Here is a 14,735-nt window from a genome sequence, read left to right as displayed (position 1 = left end):
AATGGTAATATTATCATCAAACTTTTGGAAGAACTATAAATGTCCGAGGTGCCTTTGATTTCGACAAAAAAACAGGCTGAATTGTTACAAAGCTCGGACATTTCAAAAGAATTTTTTGAAAAATACTAAAGAAGCGGAGCAGCTAAAATCTGCTCCGCTTCGATATGATTGATCTAAGGATGTTTTGCTATTTGATTAAACTCACTCTGTCAACCGCAATCGCTCCACAACTGGAAGGTTAACGTCAGTTTTGTAGACCCATATAGGCACAATAAGGCAGATTAGCAACACCAGTCCAGACACCAGCACCAGTGGGATAAATGGATAGGAGAAAACAGCATAATAGGCCACTTTACTAAAAATCATATATAGCAAGATGAAGATTGCTGTTCCAATGGTGACTGCAAGAGAAAGGGAAACGCCCCAATAATAGAAACCTTCCATAAATAGCATTCGTTTGATTTGTCGCTTTGTCATTCCAATGCTTTCAAGAACAGCTAATTCATAGCGCCGAGTATTTACATTGACAACCATTGTATTGACAAAGTTCATGACACCAACAAGCAGCAGGATCACGGACAACCCTGTTCCTAAAACCTTTGCTGTAATGAGATATTCCTGCATTTCTTCTCGCCGTTCATATCGGGATATAATATCAATGTTAGCTTGTGATGCGGTGATTTGCTTTAATTCTTGCAGTATACTTTCGTCATGTTGACCATCCGTATCAAAGGCCACGCGGAACACTCTATATTGCGGAAAGAGTTCTTTCAAAGCTGTTTGACTAATATACAAATCAGGAGCCGTCCCTCTCTCATTGCCTCCTCCTGCTCGAAACCCTTCATTCAAATAACCGTTCGCTACAATAAAGGAATGCTGTCCGTTCTGCGTCTGGATTGTTATTTCCTGCCCCGGCTGAATAAGGTCTTCTACTGTTTTGGACAGCAGCACAACCTTTCCTTGTTCAAAGGCAGACGTGTCAATAGGCAAGTTTAAGGTTTTATTGATTTCTTCCAAATATGCACTGTCAATTCCAAAAACCCCGCTAAAAAAGTTTTGCTGATAATTTTCTAATTTTGCCGGATCAGAAAAATCAATGCCGTTTACTCCGTCTAATGACGCAAGAAACTCGTGAAATACAGCATCGTCATATACAACATCTGCTGCTACTTGAGGATAAGGTGCATAGGTCAACCTCAAATTCTCAATGCCGTCAAGCTGACCAATCTCTGAAACCATTTCGCTGGAAATTAAATCTTCTCTTTCGTGGATACTATATGTGAGTGCAAAATCGCTTACTCCCCATTGGCTCACATAATTCTCCGGGCTTAAACCATGTAATAGCCCTGTGACGACAAGGAACAAGGAAAGGCCGAAAAAAAGCGATGCAAAAACAAGGGTTGTACTCTTAGCATTACGAAAGACATTGTTCCATGCCATTCTGGACAACTTCATTTTGCTACAATTTCTGGCGCTGCTCTTTGTGCTGGCTGCTGTATATTGGAGTGCTGCTATTGGTGAAACACTTCCGGCAATTTTGGCGGGCTTCATGCTTGCAATCATAACGGTAATGAACGTAAATATGGCCGATCCTATGAAAATAAACGGCGAAAAAGATACTTTTGTTCCCACATCAGAATTTGTTGAATACATCATATTCAGGAAGTAAGGAACAATGCCAAAGGAAACAACCGCACCAAGTAACAGACCAATCGGAATACCAATACAAGAGATTCTGATTGCCTGCTTATAGATAATTCTTTTTATCTGCCTTTGGGTCGTTCCAATCGTTTTAAGACGGCCATAGAATTGCACATCTTTTACGACAGAGACATAAAGAATATTATAAATCAGCAGATAGCCGCTAAAGGATATAAAAACTGCTAAAATTATTACAGCTAAAATAATAGTTCCACCATTTGCCTGTTCTAATGGTGCAATTTCAAATGTTTGCCCTTCTGTAAAGTCAATCTCACGCCGCAATCTTTCACAGTTTTTGTCAGCATTATCATTGCCTTGAAAACGGATCATTGCCGTAACACTATTATCCAGTGATACATTTAAGCTATCCTTAAAAGCGGATGAAACATAAACATAACCACGATTATTTGTGCGCATTGGAATGTAGTCCGTATAGTAGCCCGACAGCAAAAAGGTGTCTGAGACATAATTATAGCTATCGCCAATTTGGTACGACAACACAATCTCCATCCCTATTTGCGGATCAGAAATGCCCATCTGTTCAAGCACCCATGTAGGTAGCATAATTTCGTTTTTACTTGATGGGTAATTTCCTACAACACCTGATATAGTAGGAAGACGGTGGTGTTCCCACTCGGTATCATCTATCCAAACTATACCTAATCTCGCATTTTGCAGTTGCTCTGTATCAACACTGCCTAAACGCTGCTGTATACCTACGTCAAGGACAAGGTTTGATTTTGAAATGTCAACCAACTGATTTTCTGTTACATTTGTGATTCCGACATCAGCGGTAGTTCCCATTAACCGAATTTGTTGCATTTGGTAGGTTTCAAAGTAACTAAAACCAATACTGAATGTCGCAGTTATCATAAATGCAGTTAGCACAAGAGCAATGATTGCAAATAAATTACGCTGCCGTTCATGGTGCAAACTGCGCTTTGCCAGTTTCTTTTCAATGTTACTGGTATCATTTTCAAAAGGCCATGTCATAGTCTGCCACCCCTACTTATTCCACAATTTTGCCGTCCTCAATGCGGACAATCCGATCTGCAAGACGGGCAATATCGTTGTTGTGGGTAATCATCACAACGGTTTGCCGGAACTCCGCACTGGTGCGCTTGATAAGCCCCAGCACCTCAGTGCTGGTCTTGCTGTCAAGATTGCCGGTCGGTTCGTCCGCCAGCACGATAGCCGGTTTGGTAATCAAGGCGCGGGCGATAGCCACACGCTGCTGCTGTCCGCCGGATAGATTGTTCGGCATATTTTTCAGTTTATCTTCCAGCCCCAGTAGGTGAACAATTTCGTCCAAAAACTTCTGATCCACCGTGTCCCCGTCCAACTCCACCGGCAGGACAATGTTCTCATACACATTCAGGATGGGAACAAGGTTATAGTTCTGGAAGATAAAGCCGATGTTGCGGCGGCGAAAGATGGTAAGCTGCTCGTCGTTCTTCTTTGCCAGTTCTTCGCCTCGGACAATCACGGTTCCGCTGGTGGGAGTGTCCAACCCGCCCATCATGTGAAGCAGGGTGGACTTGCCGCTACCAGAGGTTCCCACAACAGCCACAAACTCGCCGTCCTCCACGGAGAAATTTACGCCGTCAAGGGCGCGGGTAATGTTCGGTTCTGTACCGTAATACTTTTTCAGGTCAATCGTCTGTAAAACGCTCATATTCAAAACTCCTTTCAAGGTTTCCTACCTGTTGATGAGTGTATTGTAAAACCCAAATGTCCGCGAAATGTTACAGCGGCTAAAAAAATTCATTGAAAATTGAGGTGAAATGTTACAACGCTCGGACATTTCATTTTATCTCTGCACTTCGGGCCAACTTGACCCGAAGCAGAAAGTTTCTCTCAACGCAAGGGAAGCATAATGGAAAATTCCGAACCCTTGCCCGGCTCCGAAACCACTTTGATATAGCCACCCTGCCGCGTTACGATCTCGCGGGCCAGATACAGGCCAATGCCCACACCCTGCTGTTCGTGTACTTCTTCCTCACGATAGAAGCGCTGGAAGATAGCGGCCTGATTGCTTTCGGAAATGCCCTTGCCAGTGTCGGTCACTTTGATTTCCACATACATTTCCCACAGCACCACAGACACAGCGATTTTCCCGCCTGCCGGGGTGTACTTCACCGCATTGTCCAGCAGGTTAAAGAGGGCTTCCGATGTCCACTTGCTGTCATGGGAAACGGTCAAATCCTCCGGGCAGTCCACGGACACGGCGATTTCCTTTTTCTCCGCTGCATACACGATCCCACTCATGGCCTGTGCCACGGTATCAAAGAGGCGGCCCGGTTTCTTGTCCAACTGGATCACGCCTGTTTCCAGACGGGAGGTTTTCACAAGGGCCTGAAAGAGAAAGTCCAGCTTATCCGTCTGGCTGCGGATTCCCCGGATAAAGTCGGTGCGCTCTGCCTCGGCCATAGGCTTTTCCAGCAGGGTGTCCGTCGCCATTTTCAGATTGCTTACCGGCGTTTTCACCTGATGGGAAATATCCGATACAAGGGTCTGTAACTCCTGCCGTTCCTCGTCCACCCGGCGGCGGTTCTCCTGCATGATCTGGTAAAGCCTTGCCAGCCGGTGTCCGATTCTGGCAAGCTGGGTTTCGCTGTCCTCTGGCCGCTGGGGCGCTTCATTTCCGGCAATCATGTGGTCTAAGGTCTGGCACAGGTCAGCGGTAAACTGTGATAACCGTTTTCCAAACGCCTGCGTCAGTACAAAAATCCCTACAAGGGCGCACAACAGCAGCGCCCCGCCCGTCAGCAGCACCGCCGTCTGTTTTGTCACAAGAAAAAGGGCTATGGTGATCCCGGACATGGAGAGGGCAAACCCTATTGCCACCCGGCCAAACAGCCGCTTTACCGAGAGGTTTTGAAACTTCATTTTGCCTCGCCTCCCGTCCATTGATAGCCCATGCCGTAAACGGTCTTGATGTAGGGCGCGCCGCCGTCGGATTCAATCTTGCTGCGAATCCGGCTGATAGAAGTTGTCAGGGTGTGTTCGTCTACAAACCTTTCGTCTATATCCCACAGCTTTTCCAAAAGCTGCCCACGGGTCAGCACTTGCCGGGGATTTTTGCGGAACAGGTTCAGCATTTTGTACTCCATCGGGGATAGGGTCAGGGGCTTGCCATTTAAGGAAGCCGTCTGTTCCGAGAAGTCCAGAAACAGCCGCCCGTCGTCGTAAATGTCCTTGGCCGGTTTGTGGTGTTCCAGCATGGCGAACATGGCTTTGATTTTCCGCTGCAAGGCCCCGATCACAAAGGGCTTTGTGATGTAGTCCACCGCGCCCACCTCATAGCCCCGTATCTGGTCGCTTTCCTGATCGTTGGCGGTCAGGAAAATCACGATGGTATCCGGGTGCTGGGGCTTTATCAGCTTGCACAGTTCAAAACCGTTCCCGTCCGGCAGGTTGATGTCCAGCAGCACTAAATTAAATTCCCGCTGGCGGATGGCTTCGGCTGCGGTTCTGGCATTTAGGGCAGAAGTCACGCCGTAGCCGTCTGCTGTCAGGTTATAGGCCAACATCTTATTCAAAAAACTGTCGTCCTCGACAATTAAAATCTGCTTCATATCCTCACTTCCTTTGCTTTTTGCAGATAGTATAACAGGCAAATGTCCGTGAAATGTTACAAGGACAAATATATTTATCATTTTACAGCTTTTTTATGTGTACTGCAATTTTATAAAAGAAAGGACAGCAGTATCATCAAATTGCTGTCCTTGCGGTTTATTATAGCTGGTAGTGTATAAGCGTGGGTTCATCATATTTGGTGTGGTATCTTTAACTATGGGAAACTCCGGATTCCCATTTTGAAATTGCAGTTCTTGAAACAAATAATGCCTCGGCTAGTTCTTCTTGTGTCAAACCTCGGCTCTTTCTTAATTCCTGAAGCTTTTCATGGAATTCCACCTCCTTCACCTCCTTTTTTATTTCACTTTTTTATTGTTAGCATAACTACTGCCTTATAAACAGTAAATAATCCGGCACTTAACAATACACCACCCACAATATCCGTAAACCAATGTACTCCGGAAATCAATCTGCCGATAACCATGAATACAGAAAAAGCGATTGCTAGAATCGTTATGATTCTTTTCAATGTAGAACATGACATTCTTCGCTGGATCTGTTCAACCAAAGTCGGCATCACGCACAATACCAGTAGAGTCGTTGAAGAAGGATAAGAAGTCTCCATAATTCCATTGATTAAAATTGGTCTGTAATTGATTGGGATGATCTCAAAAATGAAGTATGCCAGTATCACTATAACATAATAAACTCCCAGGATAATGATATCGGGATCCACTTTGAAGAGACTTCTTCTCTTTATTAACTGAACCAGTCCAATACCTGCAAAAATCAGGCATACAACTAAAGGAATCAGACCCATCCAATCGGTAATCGTATAAATTGTCATATTAACATTTGTTAAACGATGAAACCAGCAATTGAATGTTGCAAATCCAATATTCGTTGCATTCTGCCCCAGTGGCTGCACGTCTACCATCTGAATCAAAGCTGTCCATATTGCAAACGCTATAATAAATATACCTCCTAAAAATAAAACTTGTTTTCCATTCTTTTTCATCATTATACGTCCTTTCTATATTGGTTTGTCTTTTCGACGATTTCACCCTATCAAAAAGCGTAAAATGACGCAAGAATCGCTCTTTCACATGTATGACACGATTCGTATCATCCCCACAAATGCGTGATTTTCTGTATATTTTCCTGAATACCTATTCCTACAAATTCCGATTTTCTTAATTCTCCAAACTTGAAGTTATAGTGCAATCTTTTTCCATTTTCTAATCTTGGTTCTAAAGGTTCCGAACGGAGCAACTGTATTAACATGTATGAATTTGTATACTTCCCAGACAGCTGTTTTAGTTGCTTCGTCAGCCCATTTTCTCATATGTGGTTTAAATAATTCTTCATCACTCAGAGAATCAATCATTGCATAAATAGAGTTGATATTCTCATTCAATCTGTCTTTCAATTCTTGCAGTGACAGCTGAGCATATGTATCTGTGAACCATTGATATAATTCGCCAAGCTGATTCCACTTAAAATTATCCGAAGGAGTTTTAACAGGAATACCCTTTCTTTCGTCTGATTCCCATTTAATAACAAGAGTTGTCCAGCCAACCTGATAAGCAAGATTTTCTGCCGGAGTTCGATCGATCTCATCAATTCTCTTATCTTTTAAATGCTCCGGAATATCATTAAATTCTGAAATATATTTTGCAAAGCTTTTATTTATCTCGTTTTTAAGTTCGTCTTTATTCTCATATGTTCTCAATAGTCTATCTCCTCAGCTTCCGATTTTCCAGTTTCAAAAACAGGAAGTTTTGCATACGTTATTCTTCTAATATTTTTGTAGGGTTCGCATCCGTTACAAATATCATACTATCATAAAGCTCCGCAGGAGGTTGAAACATTCGATAACTTGGAGGAAGAAGTCGCATAATGATTGAGTAGCTTTCTCCAAGTGTTCCCATATAGGCGTATTCAGAAGCCTGCCTACCCAGTTCAGAATTTTCCGGGACTTTAGTAAAATCCAACCAACAAATATCAAATCCCGCCAGTTTTGCCGCCTTTGCTAAAGGGTCATGGGAATAAAACACCTGAATTGTACGCTTTTCAGGCGAACGGGTCGGCATATTGCAATGGGTTTTATAAAAATCGGTACCAATGACATAGTAACCGTTTGCTGCGTCCTTGGAAAGAAGTTTACCCATCGAGTCAAAACTGCCCCATTTTGCGACATGGCTGTTGTGACCTGTCACAAAGATTTTTTCATGCCCATTTCGCTGCTCCTGCTGTAAAATCCACTGTACATTTTCTGCCATAAATTGATCTCTTAATGTAGCACCATCATCATTTGTCAGAGTTTGAAGCTCGGAATGCTGCATTAAAATATCTACAAAGTGAATTGCATTTTCCGAACCGTTCTTGCTTTCCAATTCTTTCTTCACTTGTGTAAGGGTTTCAGTTCGAGTAGATAAATCGCATTCACTGCTCCAGTTTTCACCTTCCACAAGTTTCTGCAAGTTTGTTGTGTCCACTTCCAGTTCTTTGCAGGATTCTTTCAAAAACCTCATGCTGTAAGAAAGCCTCTGCATATCAAAACCGTAAAAGCGAAGGTCTTCGCCTTCCAATGCACTTTCATTGTACTGGCGCATATAGGAGATAAGTTCTGCCATCTCTTCCGTTCTATAAATGGAAAATCCAATCGCTGCGGCTGCTTCCTGTGCTGTCCCCTCACCGCCGTGTATATATCGGTTTACCTGCTCGCAACCGCCGTAGTCACCTTCAAGGGCAAACGCCCTAACACCATTATTTTTTACCATCAGCTTGAACACTTCCAGCTTCAACTGCTGAAATTCTGCATTTCCGTGAGTAGCTTCTCCCAATGCAATTATTTTTGCACTTTCAGGCACAGTTATATTTTCAACGGGTTCAGCATAAGCTAAAAACTCTTCTGGATTCACATTTTCTCCTGTGCCAAAACCTCCAAAACGCATAAATACAAGTGCCGCTAAAGCCATAACACCTAATAATCCAAAAACGATATATCTTATCTTAAATCTTCTTGTCTTTTTATTCTTCATATCTGATAGACCTTTCCTTTATAGCGAATCAGTTGTCTTACATCCGTTTTACACGCTTATTGTACTTCACGTAATAGTTCTTCTGCCGTAGTGTTGAACAATTTTGCAAGTGTAAGCAGATTGGAAGTGCTTGGGTCAGATGCTCCGGTCTCCCATTTAGAGACAGCCTGCCTGCTTACGCCGATAGATTCTGCAACAAACTCCTGCGTCATCTTACACTCTTCACGATGCTGCTTCAAAACCTCACCGAGAGATTTCTTGATGCTGGACTTTTCTTTTCTGACATTGCCTGATTTAACATATCTACTCAATGCTCTTATGAGGAAAATTCCCACAGTGATAAATGCCGCTATCACCGCCACCCCGATTAGCAGTACAATACCAAAAACAATAACTCCTAAAAAATCATATTTCACTTAATTACCTCCTTTCGTGACTTCATGATAGCGAAATTTCATGGTTGCTACCACCAACTATCACGATATTTCTTTGGTTGCGAACGGTTGCGGAACTAAAATAACACTTTTTAATGTAAAAGGCATATATGTAAATTAATAAAACGACAAATTCCGATTAGTCTCTTACATTCTATCATATTCTATCCCAAAACTCTATTCTTAGATTGCCAAAGAGCAGCCTTTCGACTGCCCTTTTTACTCACATATATATACTCTCTTTCAGCACAATTTCTTCCGCACATGCCTTTATATTATTCATCAATCCAACCCATTTCATCAGATCCTGCATTTTCAGTTGTTCCGTCACACCCTGTTTTCCCACCATCTGTTTTACCAAGGTTTCCACCTGCTCTCTGGTCTCCTGATCGACTCGGTTCAGATGTGCTGTTAGTTCCCCCGTCATCAATAAATACTGATATCGTGCCGGTCTATGCACTTTCAGAAACTGTTTTCGCAACATTCCGTATTTACCATATGTCAGTTCTTCCTCATTCACTGCCAGATCCGGCAGGTAATAATCTCCATGCAATGTGTAGCTCAATCCATTACTTTCATCATAAATGTGCTTTTTCATCGTCTTATCTCTCCATTCCTCTATTTTTTGTTTTATTTTTCTTACGCTGTTGATTCTCCATTTCACTTTTACGGGCACCCCAAGCCAGTCTTTCGTGAATACTTCCTTTGGGCATTTGCTCCATTTGCCGTTTTTCTTCTAATGCTTTCTGCTCTTGTATATCTTGCTGTACCGCATCCTCTACAACATTTTCCCCAAGGACACGCACTACCCGGTCATATCTGTCGGAAACATCCTGCAATTGCTGTTTTTCTTGACGCACTGTATCTAACTCTCTCTGAACTCGGTTATATACCTGCTTTGTTTCCTGATATTTATGTTTCCATTTTTCTACTTCTTTAGTAAGTTCTTTGACCTGGACAGCCATTGCAGCAATTTTATTTTTCATCTGGGTAAACAGTGGTTTTATTTTTTTATCCCGGTAAGTTGCTGCACGTTCTAATGCACCAGCTTCCGGAAGTAAAGTCTTTACTGTCCCATATTCCTTTATTTCCTTACTGACATTATCCATAACAGGCTGTAACCGTTCTCTGCGTTCTTCCAAGCTGCACAGATCTTTCTCAGCTTTTTCCGCACGCTTCTCAGCTTCCTCTTTATCTTTAACTGCCTGCTCCTTATCATCTTTTAAAAGCTGGATATCAGCTCTTGCTTCCGCAATCTGTGCAGTCAGTCCTTCATTCTCAGCAGTGAGATATTCTTTCTCCCGTTCCAGTGCCTGTACTTCCTTTTTACGCTCTTTCTTCTTAAAATTATAAACATCCAGATGTTCCTCATGTGTCCCTTTCTGCTCCCATTCAATTCCATATTGCCGGGCAATCTCTGCAAGCAATTCTTTTTCATGATTGATCCACTGATTCAACTCTGTATCGTGTTTGTTCCCGCCTTGAAATCCCAGGCTTTTTAATGCCTGCTTCAGTGAAACCCTGGTATCCATTCCTTTCCCTTTCCAGCCAGTTACATAAGGAACAAAATCAATATGCAGATGCGGTGTAGCTTCATCCTGGTGCAGATAACAGCTAAATACATGAAGTGTTGGATTTCGTTGCTGAAAATTCTTTACATACTCATCCAGTACTTTTACCGCCAGGTCTCCTTCTGTCGTTCCCACAGCCATATCTTCTCGATTTCCAATCTGGAAAATCACTTCATGGAACAGCTTTTCCTGCTTTCCCTGACGAATTTTTTCATAGTAATTTGTAATCTGCCGGTCCTTTCTTTTTCCCACATTGTACCGTTCCACAGAATCATCAAACAACTCTTTATATACTTCTTTCAGATTTTCATTCTGGTAACAGATATTCAGGTGTACTCTGTCTGGGTCTACATTTTCAGCTACAAAATCCCGTCTGTTATGAGCCAGCGATCCAGCTCCAATCATGCCACTGATCGTTCTTCTCATCATTATGCTCCTCACCTCTCCTTCTAAAAAGCGTGCCAGATATGGCACATAATTTGTATTTCCGCCAACTATGGCGATTATAAGAAATCTTCGCCGGATACGGCGGTTTTGTTACTTTTGTCAAAAGTAACGCAAAAGCACTTTCGACAGCCGTACCGCCTATCAAAAGTACCCTTGCGCCCTGCCGGGGGCAAGACGTCCGGAGGACGTCTGTTCTGCACCGACTGAAGCGGAGCGGAGACCATTATTCCTTCCGTTGGTCGGATTGCTTCTGCGTTACTCACTTAACTAATCTATTACTGTATTCTCGCCCGTATATATTCCAGATCTCCGCAGTACGGTGTTCCTACCAGATACCATTCCCTTGCCGGATTCATCTCCATTCTGGTCTGCACCCACTGATCATCAATCAGTACTTCCAGGCATTCCCCACAATGAAATCCTGTATCAATCCATAAATCTGATGACAACAAACCATATCTATTGTTACTGCTGTTATAACCTAATCTTCCTTCTCTCATTGCTGTATGCTCCTTTCTATTATCCTGCTGTAAGGAGGCCCTGATTCAGGGCTCCCTTTCGCAACTTGTAATTCGCCTATAAATAATCGGGTAATCTATAACCTCCCGGCTACACCTTACATGCTTTCGCCTTGTCTGATATTTACAGGTGCGTGACACGCTCCTGTTATAAAGTGATCAGCAAGAATCTCTACCAACGAAAGTTTTCCGGTATTCCCTTCCTTTCCAGGTATTCCTGCCTGGACTTTTCTCTCTCTTCCTCTGTTGGGGCTGTTTTGTACTTACTGTATAACTCCCGATCTACCATTGCATTCAATTTCTTTTCTAACCCTTTCCTTATGATTTCTTCGCCCTCATAATTCTCCATCAGGAAATATTGCAACAGTTGAAAGAATAACTCATATGGTATCTGCACATTTCTATTTTTCATCTGATCTCCTTTCAAGGTGGCAAGATGCCCTATTATTAAGATATGGTCATCTTGCCATCTTCCTTTTTCTACTCTGACAACATCCAATACCACTGATTTCCACGTTTTACGGAATCTATTCCCAGTTCCATTTTGGCATTTCTCAGTGTTTTCTTTTTAATTCCCAGTTTTTCTGCTTCTTCCTCAATTTTCTTTTGTGCCATACCTCCATCAGCCAGTATCTCAAGCAGAAATTCTTTTGCTTTCCGGGTTTTCTGTCCTTTTCCCTCTCCATTGAGCAATTCATCTGCACTAATGTCATATTCACCAATCCATTCAAATCCGTTGTTTTTATCCAGACGGAACGCAATAGCTTTACCTTCCGGTGCCAGGGAACTCTTTGTATGGCACACAACTCTTACTTCCGGTTCGTCCTTAATTCGTCCGACAATCAAAACGCTTCTTGCAGCTGCCTGAAAATCAATAGAACCAAGTCCCCGGTAAGAAGATTTTCCGTTACTGTTCTTGTTCATGTGTCCAATCAGAATAATCGCACAATGATATTTTTCTGCCAAGACTGCTATACGTTTCATCAAAGGACGGATTTCATTAGCCCTATGCATATCCACCTCTGATCCAAGGAAGCCCTGAATCGGGTCAAGCACAACCATTCTGGCTTTTGTCTGCACAATTGCTTCTTCCAACCGGACATCTGCCATCGTCAGCGGTTGCTCACTGTCATCGATAACCATGACCTTTGTGCAGTCTGCACCTGCAGCAAGTAATCTTGGTTTTATCGTATCTCCAAGACCATCTTCTGCAGTCTGGTAGATTACATTTACTGGTGCCTCCAAATGCTGTGTTGACGCATTGTTTTCAATATTTTCTGCATCTACCATATCGCTTTCACTATCAATATCTATCCTTTTATCTTTTGTTGAATCAGCTGGAAGAATAGTCTCTCCTCTGGTCAGTTTTGCAATAATTTGAAGCACCATTGTCGTTTTTCCTTCTCCCGGATCTCCCTGTATAATTGTTACTTTTCCATAGGGAATAAATGGATAAAGCAGCCATTCAATCTGCTCCACTTCCACCGTATCCATATTGATGAGTTTCAGTTCCGGTTCCAGCCTTTTCTGTACTGTTTTATTTGTTTCTGTTCTTTTGTTTTCCATCAAATCCTCCTTATTTTCCCGTTGAAAGAAAGAGTGGTTTTTGATAGAATACTCATAGAAGTTTTTTGGAAGAGTATTCTACCAAATCCCTGCCTTTAGGTGTTTGCCGACACTTAAAGGCTCTTTTATTCCGCTTTCATTCCAGCCATTGTTATTGTGATAAGCCGAATCACTTCCAATAAATCCTCCGGCACATCTTCTCCCTTTTTCAGACGTTTCAGCTCACCCAGTACCTTTTCAAGTTCCTTCTTCAAAGCTTTATACACCTTGGGATTTCCTGTAACCACAACTTCTTTTTCCTGCAATCTTCGGATAATATATTCTTGTTTGGTTAATCCCGATAGCCGTACTGCCGTCTCCAGAAGTTCATCTTCTTCCGGTGACATCCGAAATGCTACAACTTTATTTCTCCAACGTCCCTGCTGATCCAGACATTTAGCCGACATTTGCAAGTCCTCCTTCCACTTCATTTAATTCTTTATCCATATTTTCCGCATCCAACTGCTCTGCCATGTCCTGCTGTACCGACGGAAACAGATGTGCATACCGGTAAGTAATCTTTTCTGCTGAATGTCCAACCCTTTTTCCGATTGCTAGTGCGGTATACCCCATATTGATCAACAGGGATACATGACTATGCCTGAGATCATGAACTCTGATTTTCTTTACCCCGCTCGCTTTGCAGCCTCTTTCCATTTCGTGATTCAGATAATATTTTGTTACCGGAAAAATGCGGTCGTCAGGCTTTAAACTGTAATATAATTTCAGGCAGTCCTGCATTTCATCACACAGAAACTGTGGCATTATGACTGTCCGTACACTGTTCTTTGTCTTTGGCGTACTGATTACATCTTCTCCTTTCAAACGCTGATAGGACTTATTGATCCGAAGCGTTTTCTTTTTGAAATTAAAATCTGCTGGTGTTAAAGCAAGCAGCTCGCCCGAACGAATTCCACACCAGTAAAGCAGTTGAAAAGCATAGTAGGAAAGAGGTTTGTCCATCATTTCTTCTGCAAATCGCTTATACTCCTCTTTTGTCCAGAACAACATTTCCTTGCCTTCTTCTTCTCCCAGTGCCCCAGCTTTTCTTGCCGGATTAATGCTAAGATCGTAATATTTCACTGCATGATTAAAAATAGTGCTTAATTGTCCATGTATCGTTTTCAGATACGTTGGCGAAAGCGGTTTTCCTGTTTTCGTTTTCAGTTTTCTCATCTGGTTATGCCAGTCCATCACATCTTTAGCTGTAATTTCCGATACTTTACGTTTTCCAAGATACGGAAGAATCTTTTTCTGAATAATATTTTCTTTTGTAAGCCAGGTACTCTGCTTCAAAGAAGGTCTGACATCTTCTTCATACATAGTGCAAAAGCTTTCCATTGTCATATCCACGCTTGCTTTCTTCTGTAATTTGAATTGTAATTCCCAGTCCGCAGCTTCTTTTCTTGTAGAAAATCCTCGTTTGCATTTCTGTTTTCTTGCACCTGTCCAGTCCTGATAACGAATCATTACATACCAGGTGCCATTGTCATTCTTGTAAATTGCCATTCCTAATTCCTCCCATCATTCGATCTTGTTCCATAGAACTGCTCATAAAAATACTTCCGGTCAACTTTTCCTGCGATTGTCTGACATCCCATTGCCTGCAATTCCCTGTTTAGCCTTTTCATCAGCTTGTATGCATAGGACTCCGATACTTCCAGGACTTCCATGACCTCTTTCACATTCATAAACATTTTACTCATAGAAAATTTCTCCTTTCTTTTTACTATACTATTTTGTATTGGTTGAATTATACTATACTATTCTGTATGGGTCAAGTGCTTTCAATACATTTACCCATACTTTTTTGTATGGATTTTCTTGTCTCTACCA

General features: G+C 42.2%; 16 protein-coding genes and 1 pseudogene. All 17 read right to left on the bottom strand.

The window, feature by feature from the left end; all coding sequences use genetic code 11:
* Positions 1 to 201 precede the first annotated feature (201 nt).
* The 17 genes and pseudogenes from GKE48_RS11585 to GKE48_RS11505 all read right to left on the bottom strand — a co-directional run bounded on the left by GKE48_RS11585 (position 202) and on the right by GKE48_RS11505 (position 14,605).
* Complete coding sequence (locus GKE48_RS11585) at positions 202 to 2,694, bottom strand: ABC transporter permease (RefSeq protein WP_129900497.1); 2,493 nt, start codon at positions 2,692 to 2,694, stop codon at positions 202 to 204.
* Positions 2,695 to 2,710: 16 nt separating this feature from the next.
* Entirely contained in the window at positions 2,711 to 3,376 is a 666-nt protein-coding gene (locus tag GKE48_RS11580; RefSeq protein ID WP_015536575.1) for an ABC transporter ATP-binding protein, read from the bottom strand.
* Between the two features lie 182 nt (positions 3,377 to 3,558).
* Positions 3,559 to 4,590 (bottom strand): sensor histidine kinase, encoded by a 1,032-nt coding sequence (locus tag GKE48_RS11575; protein WP_055192238.1) that lies wholly within the window; start codon positions 4,588 to 4,590, stop codon positions 3,559 to 3,561.
* On the bottom strand, positions 4,587 to 5,279 hold the full coding sequence (locus GKE48_RS11570) for a response regulator transcription factor (protein ID WP_007890426.1): 693 nt from the start codon (positions 5,277 to 5,279) through the stop codon (positions 4,587 to 4,589). The genes GKE48_RS11575 and GKE48_RS11570 overlap by 4 nt, the downstream gene beginning before the upstream one ends.
* Before the next feature lie 226 nt (positions 5,280 to 5,505).
* Positions 5,506 to 5,619, bottom strand: a pseudogene (locus GKE48_RS11565) (helix-turn-helix domain-containing protein); the annotation flags it as partial.
* Positions 5,620 to 5,641: 22 nt separating this feature from the next.
* Positions 5,642 to 6,301, bottom strand: coding sequence for a phosphatase PAP2 family protein (locus GKE48_RS11560; RefSeq protein ID WP_154301125.1), 660 nt, complete (start codon positions 6,299 to 6,301; stop codon positions 5,642 to 5,644).
* Between the two features lie 192 nt (positions 6,302 to 6,493).
* Positions 6,494 to 7,012 carry a ClbS/DfsB family four-helix bundle protein gene (locus GKE48_RS11555; RefSeq protein ID WP_024729655.1) on the bottom strand — a complete coding sequence of 173 codons (519 nt, stop codon included), beginning with the start codon at positions 7,010 to 7,012 and terminating at the stop codon, positions 6,494 to 6,496.
* Between the two features lie 58 nt (positions 7,013 to 7,070).
* Complete coding sequence (locus GKE48_RS11550) at positions 7,071 to 8,324, bottom strand: erythromycin esterase family protein (RefSeq protein WP_154301124.1); 1,254 nt, start codon at positions 8,322 to 8,324, stop codon at positions 7,071 to 7,073.
* A 56-nt stretch (positions 8,325 to 8,380) separates the two neighbouring features.
* Positions 8,381 to 8,740, bottom strand: a complete 360-nt coding sequence (locus GKE48_RS11545) for a helix-turn-helix transcriptional regulator (RefSeq protein WP_014078281.1) — start codon at positions 8,738 to 8,740, stop codon at positions 8,381 to 8,383.
* 241 nt (positions 8,741 to 8,981) lie between these two features.
* Complete coding sequence (locus tag GKE48_RS11540; RefSeq protein WP_101879101.1) at positions 8,982 to 9,356, bottom strand: TnpV protein; 375 nt, start codon at positions 9,354 to 9,356, stop codon at positions 8,982 to 8,984.
* 4 nt (positions 9,357 to 9,360) lie between these two features.
* Complete coding sequence (locus tag GKE48_RS11535; RefSeq protein WP_173016930.1) at positions 9,361 to 10,758, bottom strand: plasmid recombination protein; 1,398 nt, start codon at positions 10,756 to 10,758, stop codon at positions 9,361 to 9,363.
* 293 nt (positions 10,759 to 11,051) lie between these two features.
* The gene (locus tag GKE48_RS11530) at positions 11,052 to 11,276 is read right to left on the bottom strand and encodes a DUF5348 domain-containing protein (RefSeq protein ID WP_055307121.1); all 225 of its coding nucleotides are present in this window, start codon (positions 11,274 to 11,276) and stop codon (positions 11,052 to 11,054) included.
* 190 nt (positions 11,277 to 11,466) lie between these two features.
* Entirely contained in the window at positions 11,467 to 11,706 is a 240-nt protein-coding gene (locus GKE48_RS11525) for a complexin-2 (RefSeq protein WP_072446882.1), read from the bottom strand.
* Between the two features lie 68 nt (positions 11,707 to 11,774).
* Positions 11,775 to 12,860: an AAA family ATPase gene (locus GKE48_RS11520; protein ID WP_072446754.1), complete on the bottom strand. Its 1,086-nt coding sequence runs from the start codon at positions 12,858 to 12,860 to the stop codon at positions 11,775 to 11,777.
* Positions 12,861 to 12,985: 125 nt separating this feature from the next.
* Positions 12,986 to 13,306, bottom strand: a complete 321-nt coding sequence (locus tag GKE48_RS11515; RefSeq protein WP_154301123.1) for a plasmid mobilization protein — start codon at positions 13,304 to 13,306, stop codon at positions 12,986 to 12,988.
* Positions 13,296 to 14,408, bottom strand: a complete 1,113-nt coding sequence (locus GKE48_RS11510; protein ID WP_154301122.1) for a site-specific integrase — start codon at positions 14,406 to 14,408, stop codon at positions 13,296 to 13,298. The genes GKE48_RS11515 and GKE48_RS11510 overlap by 11 nt, the downstream gene beginning before the upstream one ends.
* Positions 14,409 to 14,410: 2 nt before the next feature.
* Positions 14,411 to 14,605, bottom strand: a complete 195-nt coding sequence (locus tag GKE48_RS11505) for a hypothetical protein (protein ID WP_005611072.1) — start codon at positions 14,603 to 14,605, stop codon at positions 14,411 to 14,413.
* Positions 14,606 to 14,735: the final 130 nt, after the last annotated feature.

The sequence above is a fragment of the Lachnospira eligens genome (assembly GCF_009680455.1).
Lineage (GTDB): Bacteria > Bacillota > Clostridia > Lachnospirales > Lachnospiraceae > Lachnospira > Lachnospira eligens_A.
The sequence above is the reverse complement of the archived record's forward strand: the minus strand, read 5'-3'. Positions and strand labels throughout refer to the sequence as shown.

Coding starts and splice junctions, on each gene's coding strand:
- GKE48_RS11535 (WP_173016930.1), bottom strand. CDS start 10,758: ATGATGAGAAGAACGATCAGTGGCATGATTGGAGCTGGATCGCTGGCT.
- GKE48_RS11580 (WP_015536575.1), bottom strand. CDS start 3,376: ATGAGCGTTTTACAGACGATTGACCTGAAAAAGTATTACGGTACAGAA.
- GKE48_RS11530 (WP_055307121.1), bottom strand. CDS start 11,276: ATGAGAGAAGGAAGATTAGGTTATAACAGCAGTAACAATAGATATGGT.
- GKE48_RS11520 (WP_072446754.1), bottom strand. CDS start 12,860: ATGGAAAACAAAAGAACAGAAACAAATAAAACAGTACAGAAAAGGCTG.
- GKE48_RS11550 (WP_154301124.1), bottom strand. CDS start 8,324: ATGAAGAATAAAAAGACAAGAAGATTTAAGATAAGATATATCGTTTTT.
- GKE48_RS11570 (WP_007890426.1), bottom strand. CDS start 5,279: ATGAAGCAGATTTTAATTGTCGAGGACGACAGTTTTTTGAATAAGATG.
- GKE48_RS11515 (WP_154301123.1), bottom strand. CDS start 13,306: ATGTCGGCTAAATGTCTGGATCAGCAGGGACGTTGGAGAAATAAAGTT.
- GKE48_RS11505 (WP_005611072.1), bottom strand. CDS start 14,605: ATGAGTAAAATGTTTATGAATGTGAAAGAGGTCATGGAAGTCCTGGAA.
- GKE48_RS11575 (WP_055192238.1), bottom strand. CDS start 4,590: ATGAAGTTTCAAAACCTCTCGGTAAAGCGGCTGTTTGGCCGGGTGGCA.
- GKE48_RS11585 (WP_129900497.1), bottom strand. CDS start 2,694: ATGACATGGCCTTTTGAAAATGATACCAGTAACATTGAAAAGAAACTG.
- GKE48_RS11540 (WP_101879101.1), bottom strand. CDS start 9,356: ATGAAAAAGCACATTTATGATGAAAGTAATGGATTGAGCTACACATTG.
- GKE48_RS11525 (WP_072446882.1), bottom strand. CDS start 11,706: ATGAAAAATAGAAATGTGCAGATACCATATGAGTTATTCTTTCAACTG.
- GKE48_RS11560 (WP_154301125.1), bottom strand. CDS start 6,301: ATGATGAAAAAGAATGGAAAACAAGTTTTATTTTTAGGAGGTATATTT.
- GKE48_RS11510 (WP_154301122.1), bottom strand. CDS start 14,408: ATGGCAATTTACAAGAATGACAATGGCACCTGGTATGTAATGATTCGT.